Raw genomic sequence first — 13,178 nt, 5'->3', positions numbered from 1 at the left:
AGTTGATCTTTATTGCAATTATAAAAATGAGAACTTGGAGATGCAATTTTTCCCCGCTACTGAATATCAACCTCACTGTGACCAGCTTTTTGAAGATTATAAAACAAAGATCAGGCAGCTTATCCCTTTTGCCATTGTTGAACATATTGGCTCATCCGCGATCCCCAATACAATTTCAAAGGGTGATCTGGATATTTATATTGAAGTCCCCGCTCAACAGTTTTTAGATGCCATTAAAGATTTACAACAACTTAATTTTAAAGAAAAGCCTGATACATTACGTACCCATGAGCTATGTATGCTGCAGTCACAAGCGCATGATGTCGCCTTGCAAATCGTTGTGACGGGCTCGGAATTTCAAAATTTTCTTACTTTTCGGGATCAACTACAACGTCACCCAGAGCTGGTTCAGCAATACAATCAACTCAAACAAAGTTGTTCAGGTACTTCACCAGAGCAGTATCGTCAGATTAAAGCATTATTTATACAGAATGTGCTGAATCCCCATCCAGCTTACAAATAAGCAAATTTGATAATTTCCCTGCACCTTGTAGCACTTTTTTTGATACCATTCCTGTTTAGATTTCACCTATAGTTTTCTTGTTTATGACCATCTCTTACCAGCAGCAACTTCAAGAGAAAGTTGAACGAATCACCGCACAATTTGCCCCGTTCAATCCACCAGCTTTAGAAGTGTTTCAATCGCCCGAACAACATTTCCGTATGCGTGCCGAATTCCGTCTCTGGCATACCGAAGATGATCTGTTCTATGCCATGTTTGAACGTGCTGAAGATGGAAAGCAAAAAGAAGTTGTTCGTGTAGATGAGTTTCCGATTGCAGATCAAAGCATCAATGACTTGATGCCGCGTCTATTAGAAGAATTAAAAGCAGTACCGATTCTATCGCAACGTATTTTTGAAGCGGATTTTCTTGCAACATTAAGCGGAGAAATGCTGGTTACGCTGATTTATCACCGTAAACTGGATGCAGAATGGGAAACGGCAGCAAAAACGTTAGCAGAAAAACTGAATATCAAGATCATGGGCCGTAGCCGTGGCCAAAAAGTGATTATTGGCGATGACTATGTGGTTGAGCAGCTCAATGTTCATGGTCGTACTTTTAAATACAAACAAATTGAAAGCAGTTTTACCCAGCCGAATGCACAAGTGTGCCAGTATATGCTGGAATGGGCATGTGATGCTGCACAAGGATCTCAACAAGATCTTTTAGAATTGTATTGTGGTAATGGTAACTTTACCCTACCGTTGTCTTTAAAATTCAATCGTGTCCTTGCCACTGAGCTGGCAAAATCTTCGGTTTATGCGGCGCAATGGAATATTGAGCAAAACCAGATTGAGAATATTCAGGTGGCGCGTTTATCTGCGGAAGAGTTTACCCAAGCGTATCAGGGCGAACGTGAGTTTAGACGCCTGCAAGAAGCTGAAATTGATATTCAAAGCTATGACTTCGATACAGTTTTCGTCGATCCGCCACGTGCAGGCATTGATGATGAAACGCTGAAACTGCTACAGGGATTCAAGCGTATTCTCTATATCTCATGTAATCCGGACACCCTGCATGACAACCTCAACACACTGACTCAAACCCATCGCATTGTGAAGTTCGCTATGTTCGATCAGTTCCCTTTTACCCATCATGTTGAGTCGGGTGTTTTACTTGAGAAGATTTAAACAAATTATTTCAACGTAACAATAAATTATAAAGGGTTTCAATAACCCTTTATTTTTGCTCAAAGTATAGGGATAAAAAAGTGATATTTTTCAAAGGTCAAGTCATGATACCGTCATAATTTCGTTTGAGATGAGCAGACTCATCGAAAAAATTGAAGTTCAACTGCTGCTTTTATCACTTAAGCTGACTTGTATTTTATTTTAAAGTGGCTATATTTCGAGCTATGTTAGGTTGTTAATGAAGGCTCTATGAGTTTTTGGCAAAAATTGTTCAATGCAGACGAACAATATAACGAACACAAGAACCAGACTTCTTGCGTGGAAAACGATTGTTCTTGCAAAACCAATGAACAGCTACTCGATGCTTTAGTCAAAGCAACAGATGAGGATGTCATTAAAGGCATTAAGAAAGTACTGATTTCTCGGGGTTATAGCCGCAAAGAATTACTTGCGATGATCAAACCACCGATTCAATAAAAATAAGCCCCTCATCTCCTTAAAATCAGGAGATGAGGGTGTCATCAAGATTTACACTGTTCCCGATTCACTTCTGCCACCATCGGTCCCAGATTAAATCGCTTATCATGGCGTTTGCTCTGTGTTGAATACACACTTGAAATCGACCCATCCAGATATAACGCATGATCTATTTTCAACTGTTGCTTAAAAAACTGCGCAAACTGGTAAAAACTCACCCGTTGTTGTGAAATCACAAAATACAGCTCATTATTTTTTATGCCCACCCCATTTCTGATTTTAAGTGAAGTTGAGTCTGGTAAAAATTGATCATTGATTTTACCCTGATAGACCAGCATCGGCCCTGACTGGGTCGCAAACTGTGCCTGAAAACCTGAATGTGCATAATCAGTCGTGGTTTTGATGACGGCACGGCGATCATTCCACGCCACAACTCCATTCGGTTGCATAAAAAAATTACCAAAACCTTTCGCCTGATTTAACTGACGCAGCTCTTTGCCCTGTTCGACATATAATCCGACGGGCTGAAAGTCAGCATGATACATTCCCGCATTCATGGCAAAATTGAGTTGGGCACAAGCCGGTAATGCTTTTTGTAAAGTTGCAAACTTTTGATAGTAGTGATTGCTTTCAGGATTTTTTAAAAATAATTCCAGTTGATCCAGATGGTCGACTTTAATGACATCGTAGCTGTTTTGATTAAATTGAATGGCTTGCTGCTGCATCGCATATGCGGAAGGAACAGCTAAAAATGTAAAGGCGAACAGTAACCAGCTTTTCATTATTCGATATATTTAAGATGAGATCTGGCTATTTTCTCACAACAGCAAATCATGCTGAATGACGGATACAAACTCCACACATAATCATCGGATTGAGTGCATAAATAAGCTCGATTGATTCACATTTTTTCACTAAAATAAGCGTGTAAATACAATAACCTTGTATCAACATGCAGCAAAAACATCCGCGCTTTCCAATTGGCGCCCATCTGATCGTAAAACACTTTGGTTATAGTCACCACGGCATTTATGCAGGACGTGGCCGAGTCATTCATTATTCCGGTTTTGCCCATATCTTTAAAAAGCATCCGATTGAAATGACCTCTATCCAGCGTTTTGCGCGAGGAAAGCCTATTTATATCAGGGACTATCACTCCCCGCGCTACAAGGCCAGAACCGTAGTACGGCGTATGCGCTCACGCATGCATGAAAATCACTACCATCTCATCATTAACAACTGTGAACACTTATGTACCTGGGCGATTACTGGTGTTGAATCCAGTACTCAGGTCGAACGCATGCAACGCCGTTTAGCCACGATCGGTTATGTCAGCTCGGTCATGAGTTATATGAATGGGTTGATGCTTACTGTAGCAACTGCATGCTTTGCAATCGTGTTATACATTAAAATACTGCTGCGCCATCAAGCCAAAAAATCGGTTCCAGCTTACTTACAGCTCAAAGAAAAGCATTCCAAGAAATAAAATGATTTTTAAAACATTGTAGGTAGAGTACCTTATTGATTTTTAACTGTTCCCTTTAAGCTATCTCGTACCCATCACCAAATCATTCCAGCTTAAATTAAGCTCAAGCTTTTGGTTCAACAATCCGCAAGAGATCATAATGAATATATCGATTCGAAATGAACAACCATCTGATATTCCCCATATTTTTAAACTCACTCAAGCGGCTTTCAAAGATATAGAATACTCCAGTCATACAGAGCAGTTTATTGTGAATGCTTTACGCAATTCTCAACAATTGACCGTATCGCTAGTCGCTGAATATGAAGGCCAAATTATTGGGCATATTGCGTTTTCTCCTGTTTCGATCTCGGATGGAACAACGGATTGGTACGGTTTAGGCCCTGTTTCTGTACAACCTGAATTTCAAAATCAAGGGATTGGCTCTCAACTGATCCATGCGGGTTTAGACAAATTGAAAATGTTAAAAGCTGCTGGCTGTGTTTTACTCGGCGATCCTGACTATTATGCTCGCTTCGGCTTTAAAGCGAAGCCAGAACTTGTTTTGCAAGGTGTTCCTTCAGTGTATTTCCAGATCCTTTGTTTCACGGATAAAATGCCTCACGGCGATGTGGTTTATGCAGAAGCATTTAATGCGACCGCATAGTCTTAAGCGCTCAGCTTCAGTTAAAGCTGAGCGCTTTTATTTGTGATTATAGAATTCCAAAGCGAATAGATTGAATAGTCACTTAATCACAAACAAGCTCTTCAGAAGCTTCTAAAGCCTGTTCAAAGATTTCGGCATAGCTCGCAATCAGTTCAGCTTTATCTGTTCCATTGACAATATAGCGTGCGCCCACATAATTCTTTTTATGCTGATTGATGTAATCAGAAAGTCTTTTACCTGTGAACATGCCCTTTTTCATACCGACAATCATGACACGGGCCGCGATATCAGCCTGTAAAGCCAATTTTGGATTTTTGACTAAATCAATTTTTAAGTAATCGCCCATGCGTTTATAGTTTGCCAACCATGTCAGTTGCACGTAGCCATAACCAATATAGGGATAATATTGCTTAGACTTTAGATATTTTTCAGAGCCGTACTCGATCACTGGCTGCATGGTTTTCGCTGTTTCATGCCAAGCCGTTGCCAAGATATAAGCCGCCTGCGTGGTTATAATGGCCGTATCTTCAGCCAGTACCGAGACAAGAAAGTTAATGCCATCGACCTGAGATTGTGCCAACTTGCCAAATTTTTCGCGTAAAATATCAAAACCATCTTGTGTAATTGTCATGTTCTTTTCCTCTTTATAATAAAAAACCGCCCGAAGGCGGCATTGAACTGAAGTTATTATTTAAAATTTGTCTTTAAAGTCTTTTACTTCTCTTGCAACATCTAGAATCGTTGAATCCTCTCTTGCGTTGATGTAGTTAAAAGTCCAGCGAATGAGTGCCCACACAGGTAAGCCACATAGGAAATACAAGCCACCCAGGGCAAATGCGCCAAACATATTCTTACTCCAGTCTTGCAAATCAAAATGCTGAATCACAAAACCACCACCCGCAATGCTTCCGACCGAAGTAGAAATTAATGAAACCACCCACTCACGCCTAGATTTTGGCAACCGTGTCATCACAACAACAATCCAGGCCAAAAGCATGAAAGTGAGTGCCATCAAGATAATAAAAAACACACCATAAGATTTTATTGCGGCTGCAATGTCTGCACCCGCTGAAACGAGGTCTACCATTTTCCTCCTCCAAAAAGAAAAGCCCTGAGCGATGCAGGGCATTATTTAAATAAGATAATTTTATCAAGCAGCCGACTTATCCTTGTTGAAGTCATCACTCTTGTTATTCACTTCCTATCACAGCACATGTTTTATCTATAAAAAAACCTCCCGTGTGGGAGGCCAACTCATTAAAAAAGTCACAATGGATAAAGCGGCAAATACTGCGAATGAGAAAAAGGTAAATAATGACCTGTTCTCATTCGCTTAGGCGAAAGCTTGTATTTATGCACTGTGTCATAATTTTTTGCATTGTTTGTGTTTACAGCATAGATCTCTTTTCCAACTGCTGCATAGGCTGCTCTTAAGTCAAAATCCAGTTGAGTCAGTCCATCCAATGCAATAACTTGATAAAATTCTGGTAACTCTAATCCATGACTTGAAACCCAGCTCCCCATCAGTTTTCCATCAATATAGACATTCATCGAATGCTTGCCTGTGATTTCAAAAGTGACAACTGGATTTAAACAAGGCTCATCTTGCGTAAAAGTGACATTATCCATACTGCCATAATCCCCTAATATCACCGTGAACTTCTCATCCACAAACAAACTGTAAATGACAAATCCCTGTTTCACCTGATCAGCAATCAGCTTTCTTTCTGGTGGATAGGCAAGTCCAGCAAGCATAAAAGCATGCTGAGATGCATTTGAGTTACTCAAGGAAAATTTCCCCTGACATACCTGAAAATAGGCCGATAAGAACGGTGCCTTGGTGAGTTGTTCGGCCCATCCAAACTGGATAAAGACATTGGACAGATCATAAGGTAGTTCAGTTGCCTCCAGTTGCACATATTCGAAATCCATATCTAAATGATAGGCCTGTGTATGGACAGTCTTATCATTGATTTTTAACAACTGTACAGCGTTTGCTGTTACCCGAATCACCAGATTCTCGATTTTATTAAAATCATTTAGGGTGATGGGTAAATCAGTACTACTGAACATTGACACTCTTTTGCCCTCTATACTGATCGTGACATGATCTTGTCCGTGTTTAAAAAGGATTAAAGTTTCTGCCTGTTCACCGATGCTGATTTTGTAATCACGATTGCCCTGTAGCGGTGCAATAAGACCCTGCATGCGGACAGGTCGAATGAGCGCAATATCCGGTATAAATCTAGCTTCAGACACAGCAAGCATATTGCCTGACTGGATGAGCTGATAATCATCATAACTAAGAGCGGGTTCCTGCATATCTTCGACTACTGTTAAGGTACCTAGATATGGATTAGATTCCATTAAGGACACACCCCCCGCATCTGGTGTGATCTGCATACAAGACGGGACAATAGCAGCGGGAGAAAAACGCGTTAAATCTTGGTTTAAATAGCTAATATTATTTGTACTCTTCATTTTCAAATACCTCAAATTCTTTATAAATTTCAAACCAATTCCAGGTTTTAGACATAAAAAACTCGGTCTCCATGACGGAACCGAGTTTTCATTAGGCAACAAAAAAGCCCATCTATTGATGAGCTTCAAGCTTTGTCATATTTAATCTTTAATACGACCAGTATAGTAAAACTATAGCGTGCTTTCCGAAATAATGGAATCCTTAGTTATGCATATTTTTGTAAGTGTTTTTACGATATTGTTCAATCACGATTTCTGCTTCTTCAATAGCTGACTCTAATGCTTTAACCATCAGATTTTCATAAGTTTTCCAGGTCTTTCGATAGCTCTCTACATTAAGTTGATGGCGATGAATTCCAGCATAGGCCAAACGTCCTTTCGCTGTGTAATTTTCTTCCAGTTCCGGGTTTAAAACGAAATCCAGCACCATTCGAGATACCAACCAGGCCAAGTGATACATGGCAATCCGTTCTGGTTCACGCTTTTTATCTCGTTCAGCCTGTTTAATAAAAATATCTGCCAAATGCTGACGGACATAGTCATAATCTGTAGCTGACTTATTTTCAAACACAATCAATGCGGTCACGGACTTGGCCAACTGCGTATCCATTGCAGCAATCGCACCTAAACGATCCTGATAGCTTAAACGCTCGCCTGTGCCACGCACATAAGGATCAAAACCTGGAGAACTTACCGTTAAACCATGTGTTAACCATTCAAATTTTTCAAATTTAGTTACCATCGCATTCATATTTTCACCTCATCACATTATTTATTTTTCTGGCATGATCTATGTTGTCCCTCAAGTAATAGATCCTTTACCATCTTGAATTATCATGTTCATGCTTGCTTTAGCATTCAATGACTTTATTTACGACCTGACGCTACCTTGCTGTCTCTTTCCATCTTTGAACTAATGATATTTTTCTGTTTGCTCCACACAGTGCATGGCCTGTTTGATTTCTTCAAATCGGCTCTTGCTACATGGCCGGGTAAAGCTCTTGATTTGAGAAATATAGCTATGCGCACAGCCGAGCACTTCAACCAAGGCCTTGGCTCTACCCTTGTGTTGATTGAGCCAGTTGCTGAGCATCGTAATCTGTTGCTGCGTTGCTTGATTGTCGATACGCTTTTGTTTTTTGAGCTGTTTCTGCTCATCTTCCAGTCGCATTGCTTTTAGTTTTTTACTGTATTCCACTCTTCGTGGCTGAAATTTAGTTTGAATCTGGGTGATTGCATTGCCTTTTGCCAACCAGGCTTCAATTTCAGCATTTAAGTTTTGTTTGATATGCATGTTTGGAGTTATTGCTTTGCTCATACGCCACCTCTCACATTGAAATTTAAGTAATATGACCATAATATTAGCAAACTAATATTAAATCAATAAGAATACTAATTTGACTTCACATTAGTTTGCTAATATTCTGAATTTAATAATATTCAGGTCGATTGAAATGCTAAAAGATAGGCTCAAAGAAGCTAGAAAAAGAGCAAAGAAGTCTCAAAAAGATGTGGTTGCCGCTGTCGGAATAACCCAGTCCGCTTTGAGTCAACTGGAAACAGGATTAGTGAGTTCATCCTCGCATCTTCCCTCTATCGCCAAATACTTAGGTGTCGATGCTTACTGGCTGCAAACTGGTCAAGGACAAGCCGATCCAGATCCATCCCAGCCCGAACATGCAATTAATATTTCTCCGGTTCAGGCCAAGATGGCACCAGTATTGTCATGGGTACAAGCCGGTATTTTTACCAATGTGCAAGCTGTTGATATGGCTCAGGTTGAAGAATGGTTACCACTACCCGATGATTGTGATCAGTGTTTTTACCTTAAAGTTCAAGGTCTAAGTAATTACCCTGTATTTCATGAAGGTGATTACATTCTGGTTGATCCAACCGTTCAGTATAGTGATATGCAGTCAGGTGACATGATTGTGGTGAGAAAACATGAAGATGCCACCTTCAAGAAACTGGTGATCGAGCCTGATAATTCGAGATATTTACAGGCGCTTAATCCGGAATTTAAACCGAATATTATTCCCTTGGATGAAGAATGTATTTTCGTGGGTGAAGTGGTCGACTCGATTCGTTATATTTACCAATCCAAACGTCGTTCAAAGATAAAACACAGTTAATAGTCACGTATTAGTATAAAAAATTAGTATTCTGATAATAAATAAATATTAGAAAACTAATAATAAAACATGAATAATAAGCAAATAAAAAAGCCTGAATGAGCTGGTCATTCAGGCTTTTTGATCAATTTCGATATTACTTTGCAGCAGTTGCTTCAGTTGTAATATTCACAGTGATCTTATCACCCACATTAGGCACATAATTTCCAATACCAAATGCTGAACGGTTAAAGCTGGTCGTTGCATTAAAGCCAATTGCAGGTACTTTTGCCATTGGATGCTCGCCTTGTTTATTCAGTACAGCATCTAATACCACAGGTTTAGTTACACCTTTCACAGTCAAATCACCTGTAATTTTAAAGTGTTTCTTGTCTTTGGTTTCTACCTTAGTACTTTTGAAAGTAATGTTTGGATATTTTGCAGCATTAAACCATGCTTCTTCTTGAAACTCCTTGTCCAAAGCAGGCACATTAGTATTGACACTGCTTAAAGGAATCGTCACTTCAACTGATGAGTTTGCAGGTTTTGCATTATCAACTTTAATTGTACCCTGAATATCAGTGAAGTTTGCACTTGGTGTAGAGAAACCAAAGTGGTTCCAGCTGAATACGGTCGCAGTATGTGTTGGATCAATTTTATAATCGACTGGTGCAGCCAACGTTATAGAACTAGCTAAAGCGACTGCTAAACCGAGGCTTAATGTTTTAAATTGCATTTTTGGTATCCTTGTTTGATATAACCATTAGTGTATAGATCAAGTATTTTTATTCACTAGTCTTTATAAAACGATATGTTTCATCCATGCAACAATAAAAGCGTTACAGTTATTATGTAAAACGCCTATCATAAGACTATCCGCTACTCGACAATTGATCTGAGAAATAACAAGATCAGTTCATATATAGATTTAAATTCTCAAAGATAAACAACAAGGTAGAATATGACACATACAGCTCAAGCACTCAGTACTTCAACACCTTATCGCGTTACATTGACAGATTCTTCTGGACATAGCTGGTATGCAGATGAGCCAGCCGATAAAGGCGGTCAAGATACTGCACCGAACCCAGTTCAGCTGTTACTTTCGGCTTTAGGTGCCTGTACGACCATTACCTTAGAAATGTATGCCAATCACAAAGGCATCAAGCTTGAGCATGTGCAGGTGGATTTAGCCTTAAATCCCAATGGTGAACCGGAATCAGGTCAAAATAATATTGAACGTAAAATTATCTTAAAAGGTGAATTTACCGAAGACCAGCACAAACGTTTGTTAAAAGTTGCGGAAAGCTGCCCGATTCATAAATTATTGACCTCAAATATTTCAATTCAGAGTGAATTAAATATTGAGTAAACTTATATCAATAGACTTGTTGTCAATTTAGGTTTCAGCAAGTCCTCTCTTCACAAGAACAGGTTAGGCCTAAACCGGTCTAGAATTGCGACCTAGAGTCAACTTTGTTTAAAGAATATGTTGCCTTAGTTGAGGATAACTACACTTTCGCTAGTGTGCTTTTAAAAAATTATGCATCATTATAAGCATATTGAATGATACGAAATACCATTCCTTCCGCAGACAGGCAATTTTCTGCAGCTAAATCACTTAAAAGCTCTTTAACTAAGAAAATCTCTAGAAAGTAACTATATACTCGTCCATCCACTGTAAATTCGAGCCCCCCTTCATCTGGTTCAATCATAATGATTGTCTCTGAATTTAGTGACCATGGTTTTGCTGAGTAAATTGTTTCTTCATCAGAATATTTTTCTATCTGTACTAAAGCTTCGAATAAATTCATATTATTATTTTCCTCCGACGGATTATTGATATTTTCATTAGGTTATATAGATTCAATATAATTAATTAAACTAATTAACTATATTCAACCAAGCAAATCGTCTCATTTTTCTTTTTACTCCTGTGTCACATCATAAAAAAAGCGCCCTGAATCAGGACGCTTTTTTATACCACTTAATTCAATTAAGCAGTCAATTCTTTAACTGCAGCAACAACCGCTTCAGTGGTAATACCGAAGAACTGGAACAAGTCTTTTGCTGGCGCAGATTCGCCGTAAGTGGTCATACCGATCACTTTGCCGTCTAAACCAACAAACTTCCACCAGTAGTCTACATGAGCCGCTTCAACCGCTACACGTGCACGGATATGCGCAGGCAATACCGCTTCACGATATGCAGCATCTTGCTTCATAAACTCTTCGGCACATGGCATAGACACGACACGCACACCTTCAAGTTGTGCATATGCTTCCATTGCCAATGAAACTTCAGAGCCTGTTGCAATAATGATTGCTTTCAACTCACCTTTCTCTTCAGCAAGTACATAACCACCTTTCGCCACGTTTTGAATTTGAGCTTCATTACGTGCTTGGAATGGCAAGTTTTGACGAGAGAAAATTAACGCAGATGGGCCTTCTTTACGTTGAAGTGCAGATTTCCAAGAAACAGCTGCTTCAACCGTATCACATGGACGCCAAGTATTTAAGTTTGGTGTACCGCGTAATGATGCAATTTGTTCGATTGGCTGATGCGTAGGACCATCTTCACCCAAACCGATTGAGTCATGCGTATACACATGAATCACACGTTGCTTCATCAATGCAGACATACGTACTGCATTACGCGCATATTCCATAAACATCAAGAATGTTGCAACGTAAGGAACGAAACCACCGTGTAAAGCCACACCGTTCGCGATTGCAGTCATACCGAATTCACGCACACCATAGTACACGTAGTTACCCGCTGGGTTTTCTTGAACGCCTTGGCAACCTTTCCAAAGTGTCAGGTTAGAGCCCGCCAAGTCAGCCGAACCACCTAATAATTCAGGAAGTAATGGACCGAACGCTTGTAGCGTATTTTGGCTTGCTTTACGTGTTGCAATGGTTTCAGCTTTAGCATTGGTTTCAGCAATGAAAGCATCTGCTTGAGCAGCAAATTCAGCAGGTAAATCACCATTGATACGGCGTAATAATTCTGCTGCTTCAGTTGGATATTTTGCTTGGTATTGAGCAAACAATTCATTCCAAGCTGCTTCAGAGCTTTGACCTTTTGCTTTTGCATCCCAAGCTGCATAAACATCTTCTGGGATAACAAATGAATCTTCTTTCCAGCCTAATGCTTCACGGGTTAAAACGATTTCGTCTTTACCGAGTGGTGCACCGTGACAGTCTTCTTTACCTTGTTTATTTGGTGAACCCAAACCAATCACTGTTTTACAGATAATGATAGTTGGTTTATTGCTTTCAGCTTTCGCTTCTACAGTGGCTTGACGAATTGCATCAGCGTCATGACCATCTACACGAAGCACTTGCCAACCATAAGCTTTAAAACGTTGTTCGGTATCATCGCTGAACCAGCCTTCAACCTCACCATCGATCGAGATACCATTGTCATCGTAGTATGCGATTAGCTTACCCAGACCTAATGTGCCTGCAAGTGAACATACTTCGTGAGAAATACCTTCCATCAAGCAGCCATCGCCAAGGAAGCAGTAAGTGAAGTGATCAACAACATTTAAGCCATCTTTGTTGAACTGTGCAGCCAACGTTTTTTCAGCCAGCGCAAAACCGACTGCATTGGCAATCCCCTGACCCAATGGACCAGTTGTAGTTTCAATACCAGGTGCATAACCATATTCAGGGTGGCCCGGTGTTTTAGAATGTAATTGACGGAACTGTTTTAAATCTTCAATAGATAAATCATAACCAGTCAAATGCAATAAGGCATATTGCAACATTGAGCCATGACCATTCGACAACACAAAACGGTCGCGGTTCGCCCATTGCGGGTTGGTCGGGTTATGATTTAAAAATTCACGCCAAACTACGTCAGCGATATCTGCCATCCCCATTGGTGCACCTGGATGCCCTGAGTTTGCTTGTTGCACAGCATCCATTGCCAAGACACGAATTGCGTTTGCAATACGACGTTCATTTAAAGGGGTTGTCATAAGTCAGAATCCGATTAAATCAAATAAGATGAGAGAAGATGAGAAATCATCTTTCAAAAACTGAGACTATTGTCTTAAAAAAACGCCAAGGGGTAAAGTCCAATACACGATATTTCTTGTTTTTCACGCAATCATTTAACATTAAATGTGTAAATGTTCATACGATAGGCGGCGCCTGTGCTTTCTTGTAAAAAATTTAAACAGTAAATTACAGATTTATTCATATCAAAAACTATAAATATCAATTTCCCTGATACACATATCAATAAAAACATCATGAAAATGAAATAAATTCACGCT

At 39.7% G+C, this 13,178-nt stretch carries 16 protein-coding genes; 7 read left to right on the top strand and 9 right to left on the bottom strand.

Translation table 11 applies throughout. The annotated features are described in order from the left end of the window. Positions 1 to 40 precede the first annotated feature (40 nt). The 3 genes from JO943_RS00490 (at position 41) to JO943_RS00480 (ending at position 2,169) form a co-directional block, all read left to right on the top strand. Complete coding sequence (locus tag JO943_RS00490) at positions 41 to 523, top strand: GrpB family protein (RefSeq protein ID WP_199972703.1); 483 nt, start codon at positions 41 to 43, stop codon at positions 521 to 523. A gap of 83 nt (positions 524 to 606) precedes the next feature. Beyond that, entirely contained in the window at positions 607 to 1,692 is a 1,086-nt protein-coding gene (trmA, locus tag JO943_RS00485; protein ID WP_005229962.1) for a tRNA (uridine(54)-C5)-methyltransferase TrmA, read from the top strand. Between the two features lie 249 nt (positions 1,693 to 1,941). Beyond that, positions 1,942 to 2,169 (top strand): hypothetical protein, encoded by a 228-nt coding sequence (locus JO943_RS00480; protein ID WP_004653128.1) that lies wholly within the window; start codon positions 1,942 to 1,944, stop codon positions 2,167 to 2,169. 44 nt (positions 2,170 to 2,213) lie between these two features. Here the strand turns inward: JO943_RS00480 and JO943_RS00475 are convergent, their stop codons facing one another. Further along, positions 2,214 to 2,951, bottom strand: a complete 738-nt coding sequence (locus tag JO943_RS00475) for a phosphodiester glycosidase family protein (RefSeq protein ID WP_005229960.1) — start codon at positions 2,949 to 2,951, stop codon at positions 2,214 to 2,216. A 170-nt stretch (positions 2,952 to 3,121) separates the two neighbouring features. On the opposite strand from JO943_RS00475, the gene JO943_RS00470 reads away from it, so the two are divergent. Both JO943_RS00470 and JO943_RS00465 read left to right on the top strand, forming a co-directional pair. Beyond that, the gene (locus JO943_RS00470) at positions 3,122 to 3,655 is read left to right on the top strand and encodes a lecithin retinol acyltransferase family protein (RefSeq protein WP_199972699.1); all 534 of its coding nucleotides are present in this window, start codon (positions 3,122 to 3,124) and stop codon (positions 3,653 to 3,655) included. A 139-nt stretch (positions 3,656 to 3,794) separates the two neighbouring features. Then, a complete protein-coding gene (locus JO943_RS00465) occupies positions 3,795 to 4,301 on the top strand; it encodes a GNAT family N-acetyltransferase (protein ID WP_202739664.1) in 507 nt (168 codons plus the stop codon). Positions 4,302 to 4,383: 82 nt separating this feature from the next. On the opposite strand, the gene JO943_RS00460 is transcribed toward JO943_RS00465, so the two are convergent. The 5 genes from JO943_RS00460 to JO943_RS00440 form a co-directional block, all read right to left on the bottom strand. Next, entirely contained in the window at positions 4,384 to 4,932 is a 549-nt protein-coding gene (locus JO943_RS00460) for a hypothetical protein (protein ID WP_202739663.1), read from the bottom strand. Positions 4,933 to 4,992: 60 nt separating this feature from the next. After that, entirely contained in the window at positions 4,993 to 5,388 is a 396-nt protein-coding gene (locus tag JO943_RS00455) for a hypothetical protein (protein WP_005229953.1), read from the bottom strand. Between the two features lie 179 nt (positions 5,389 to 5,567). Next, positions 5,568 to 6,782 carry a hypothetical protein gene (locus JO943_RS00450; RefSeq protein WP_202739662.1) on the bottom strand — a complete coding sequence of 405 codons (1,215 nt, stop codon included), beginning with the start codon at positions 6,780 to 6,782 and terminating at the stop codon, positions 5,568 to 5,570. A gap of 202 nt (positions 6,783 to 6,984) precedes the next feature. Then, the gene (locus JO943_RS00445; protein ID WP_032872198.1) at positions 6,985 to 7,533 is read right to left on the bottom strand and encodes a hypothetical protein; all 549 of its coding nucleotides are present in this window, start codon (positions 7,531 to 7,533) and stop codon (positions 6,985 to 6,987) included. A gap of 162 nt (positions 7,534 to 7,695) precedes the next feature. Further along, positions 7,696 to 8,100, bottom strand: coding sequence for a hypothetical protein (locus tag JO943_RS00440; RefSeq protein WP_202739661.1), 405 nt, complete (start codon positions 8,098 to 8,100; stop codon positions 7,696 to 7,698). 136 nt (positions 8,101 to 8,236) lie between these two features. Between JO943_RS00440 and JO943_RS00435 the strand changes: the two genes are divergently transcribed. Beyond that, positions 8,237 to 8,914: a LexA family protein gene (locus tag JO943_RS00435; RefSeq protein ID WP_202739660.1), complete on the top strand. Its 678-nt coding sequence runs from the start codon at positions 8,237 to 8,239 to the stop codon at positions 8,912 to 8,914. Positions 8,915 to 9,050: 136 nt separating this feature from the next. Here JO943_RS00435 and JO943_RS00430 read toward each other — a convergent pair whose 3' ends face one another. Beyond that, positions 9,051 to 9,629 (bottom strand): YceI family protein, encoded by a 579-nt coding sequence (locus tag JO943_RS00430; protein ID WP_202739659.1) that lies wholly within the window; start codon positions 9,627 to 9,629, stop codon positions 9,051 to 9,053. A gap of 225 nt (positions 9,630 to 9,854) precedes the next feature. On the opposite strand from JO943_RS00430, the gene JO943_RS00425 reads away from it, so the two are divergent. After that, on the top strand, positions 9,855 to 10,265 hold the full coding sequence (locus tag JO943_RS00425; RefSeq protein ID WP_199972683.1) for an OsmC family protein: 411 nt from the start codon (positions 9,855 to 9,857) through the stop codon (positions 10,263 to 10,265). A 169-nt stretch (positions 10,266 to 10,434) separates the two neighbouring features. Here JO943_RS00425 and JO943_RS00420 read toward each other — a convergent pair whose 3' ends face one another. Together JO943_RS00420 and tkt are read right to left on the bottom strand one after the other, a co-directional pair. Next, the gene (locus JO943_RS00420) at positions 10,435 to 10,707 is read right to left on the bottom strand and encodes a hypothetical protein (protein WP_202739658.1); all 273 of its coding nucleotides are present in this window, start codon (positions 10,705 to 10,707) and stop codon (positions 10,435 to 10,437) included. 182 nt (positions 10,708 to 10,889) lie between these two features. Then, on the bottom strand, positions 10,890 to 12,878 hold the full coding sequence (gene tkt, locus JO943_RS00415; RefSeq protein ID WP_199950180.1) for a transketolase: 1,989 nt from the start codon (positions 12,876 to 12,878) through the stop codon (positions 10,890 to 10,892). Positions 12,879 to 13,178 lie beyond the last annotated feature (300 nt).

This window comes from Acinetobacter sp. 'aerobic (ED)' (assembly GCF_904886855.1).
GTDB classification, from domain to species: Bacteria; Pseudomonadota; Gammaproteobacteria; order Pseudomonadales; family Moraxellaceae; genus Acinetobacter; species Acinetobacter courvalinii.
The sequence above is the reverse complement of the archived record's forward strand: the minus strand, read 5'-3'. Positions and strand labels throughout refer to the sequence as shown.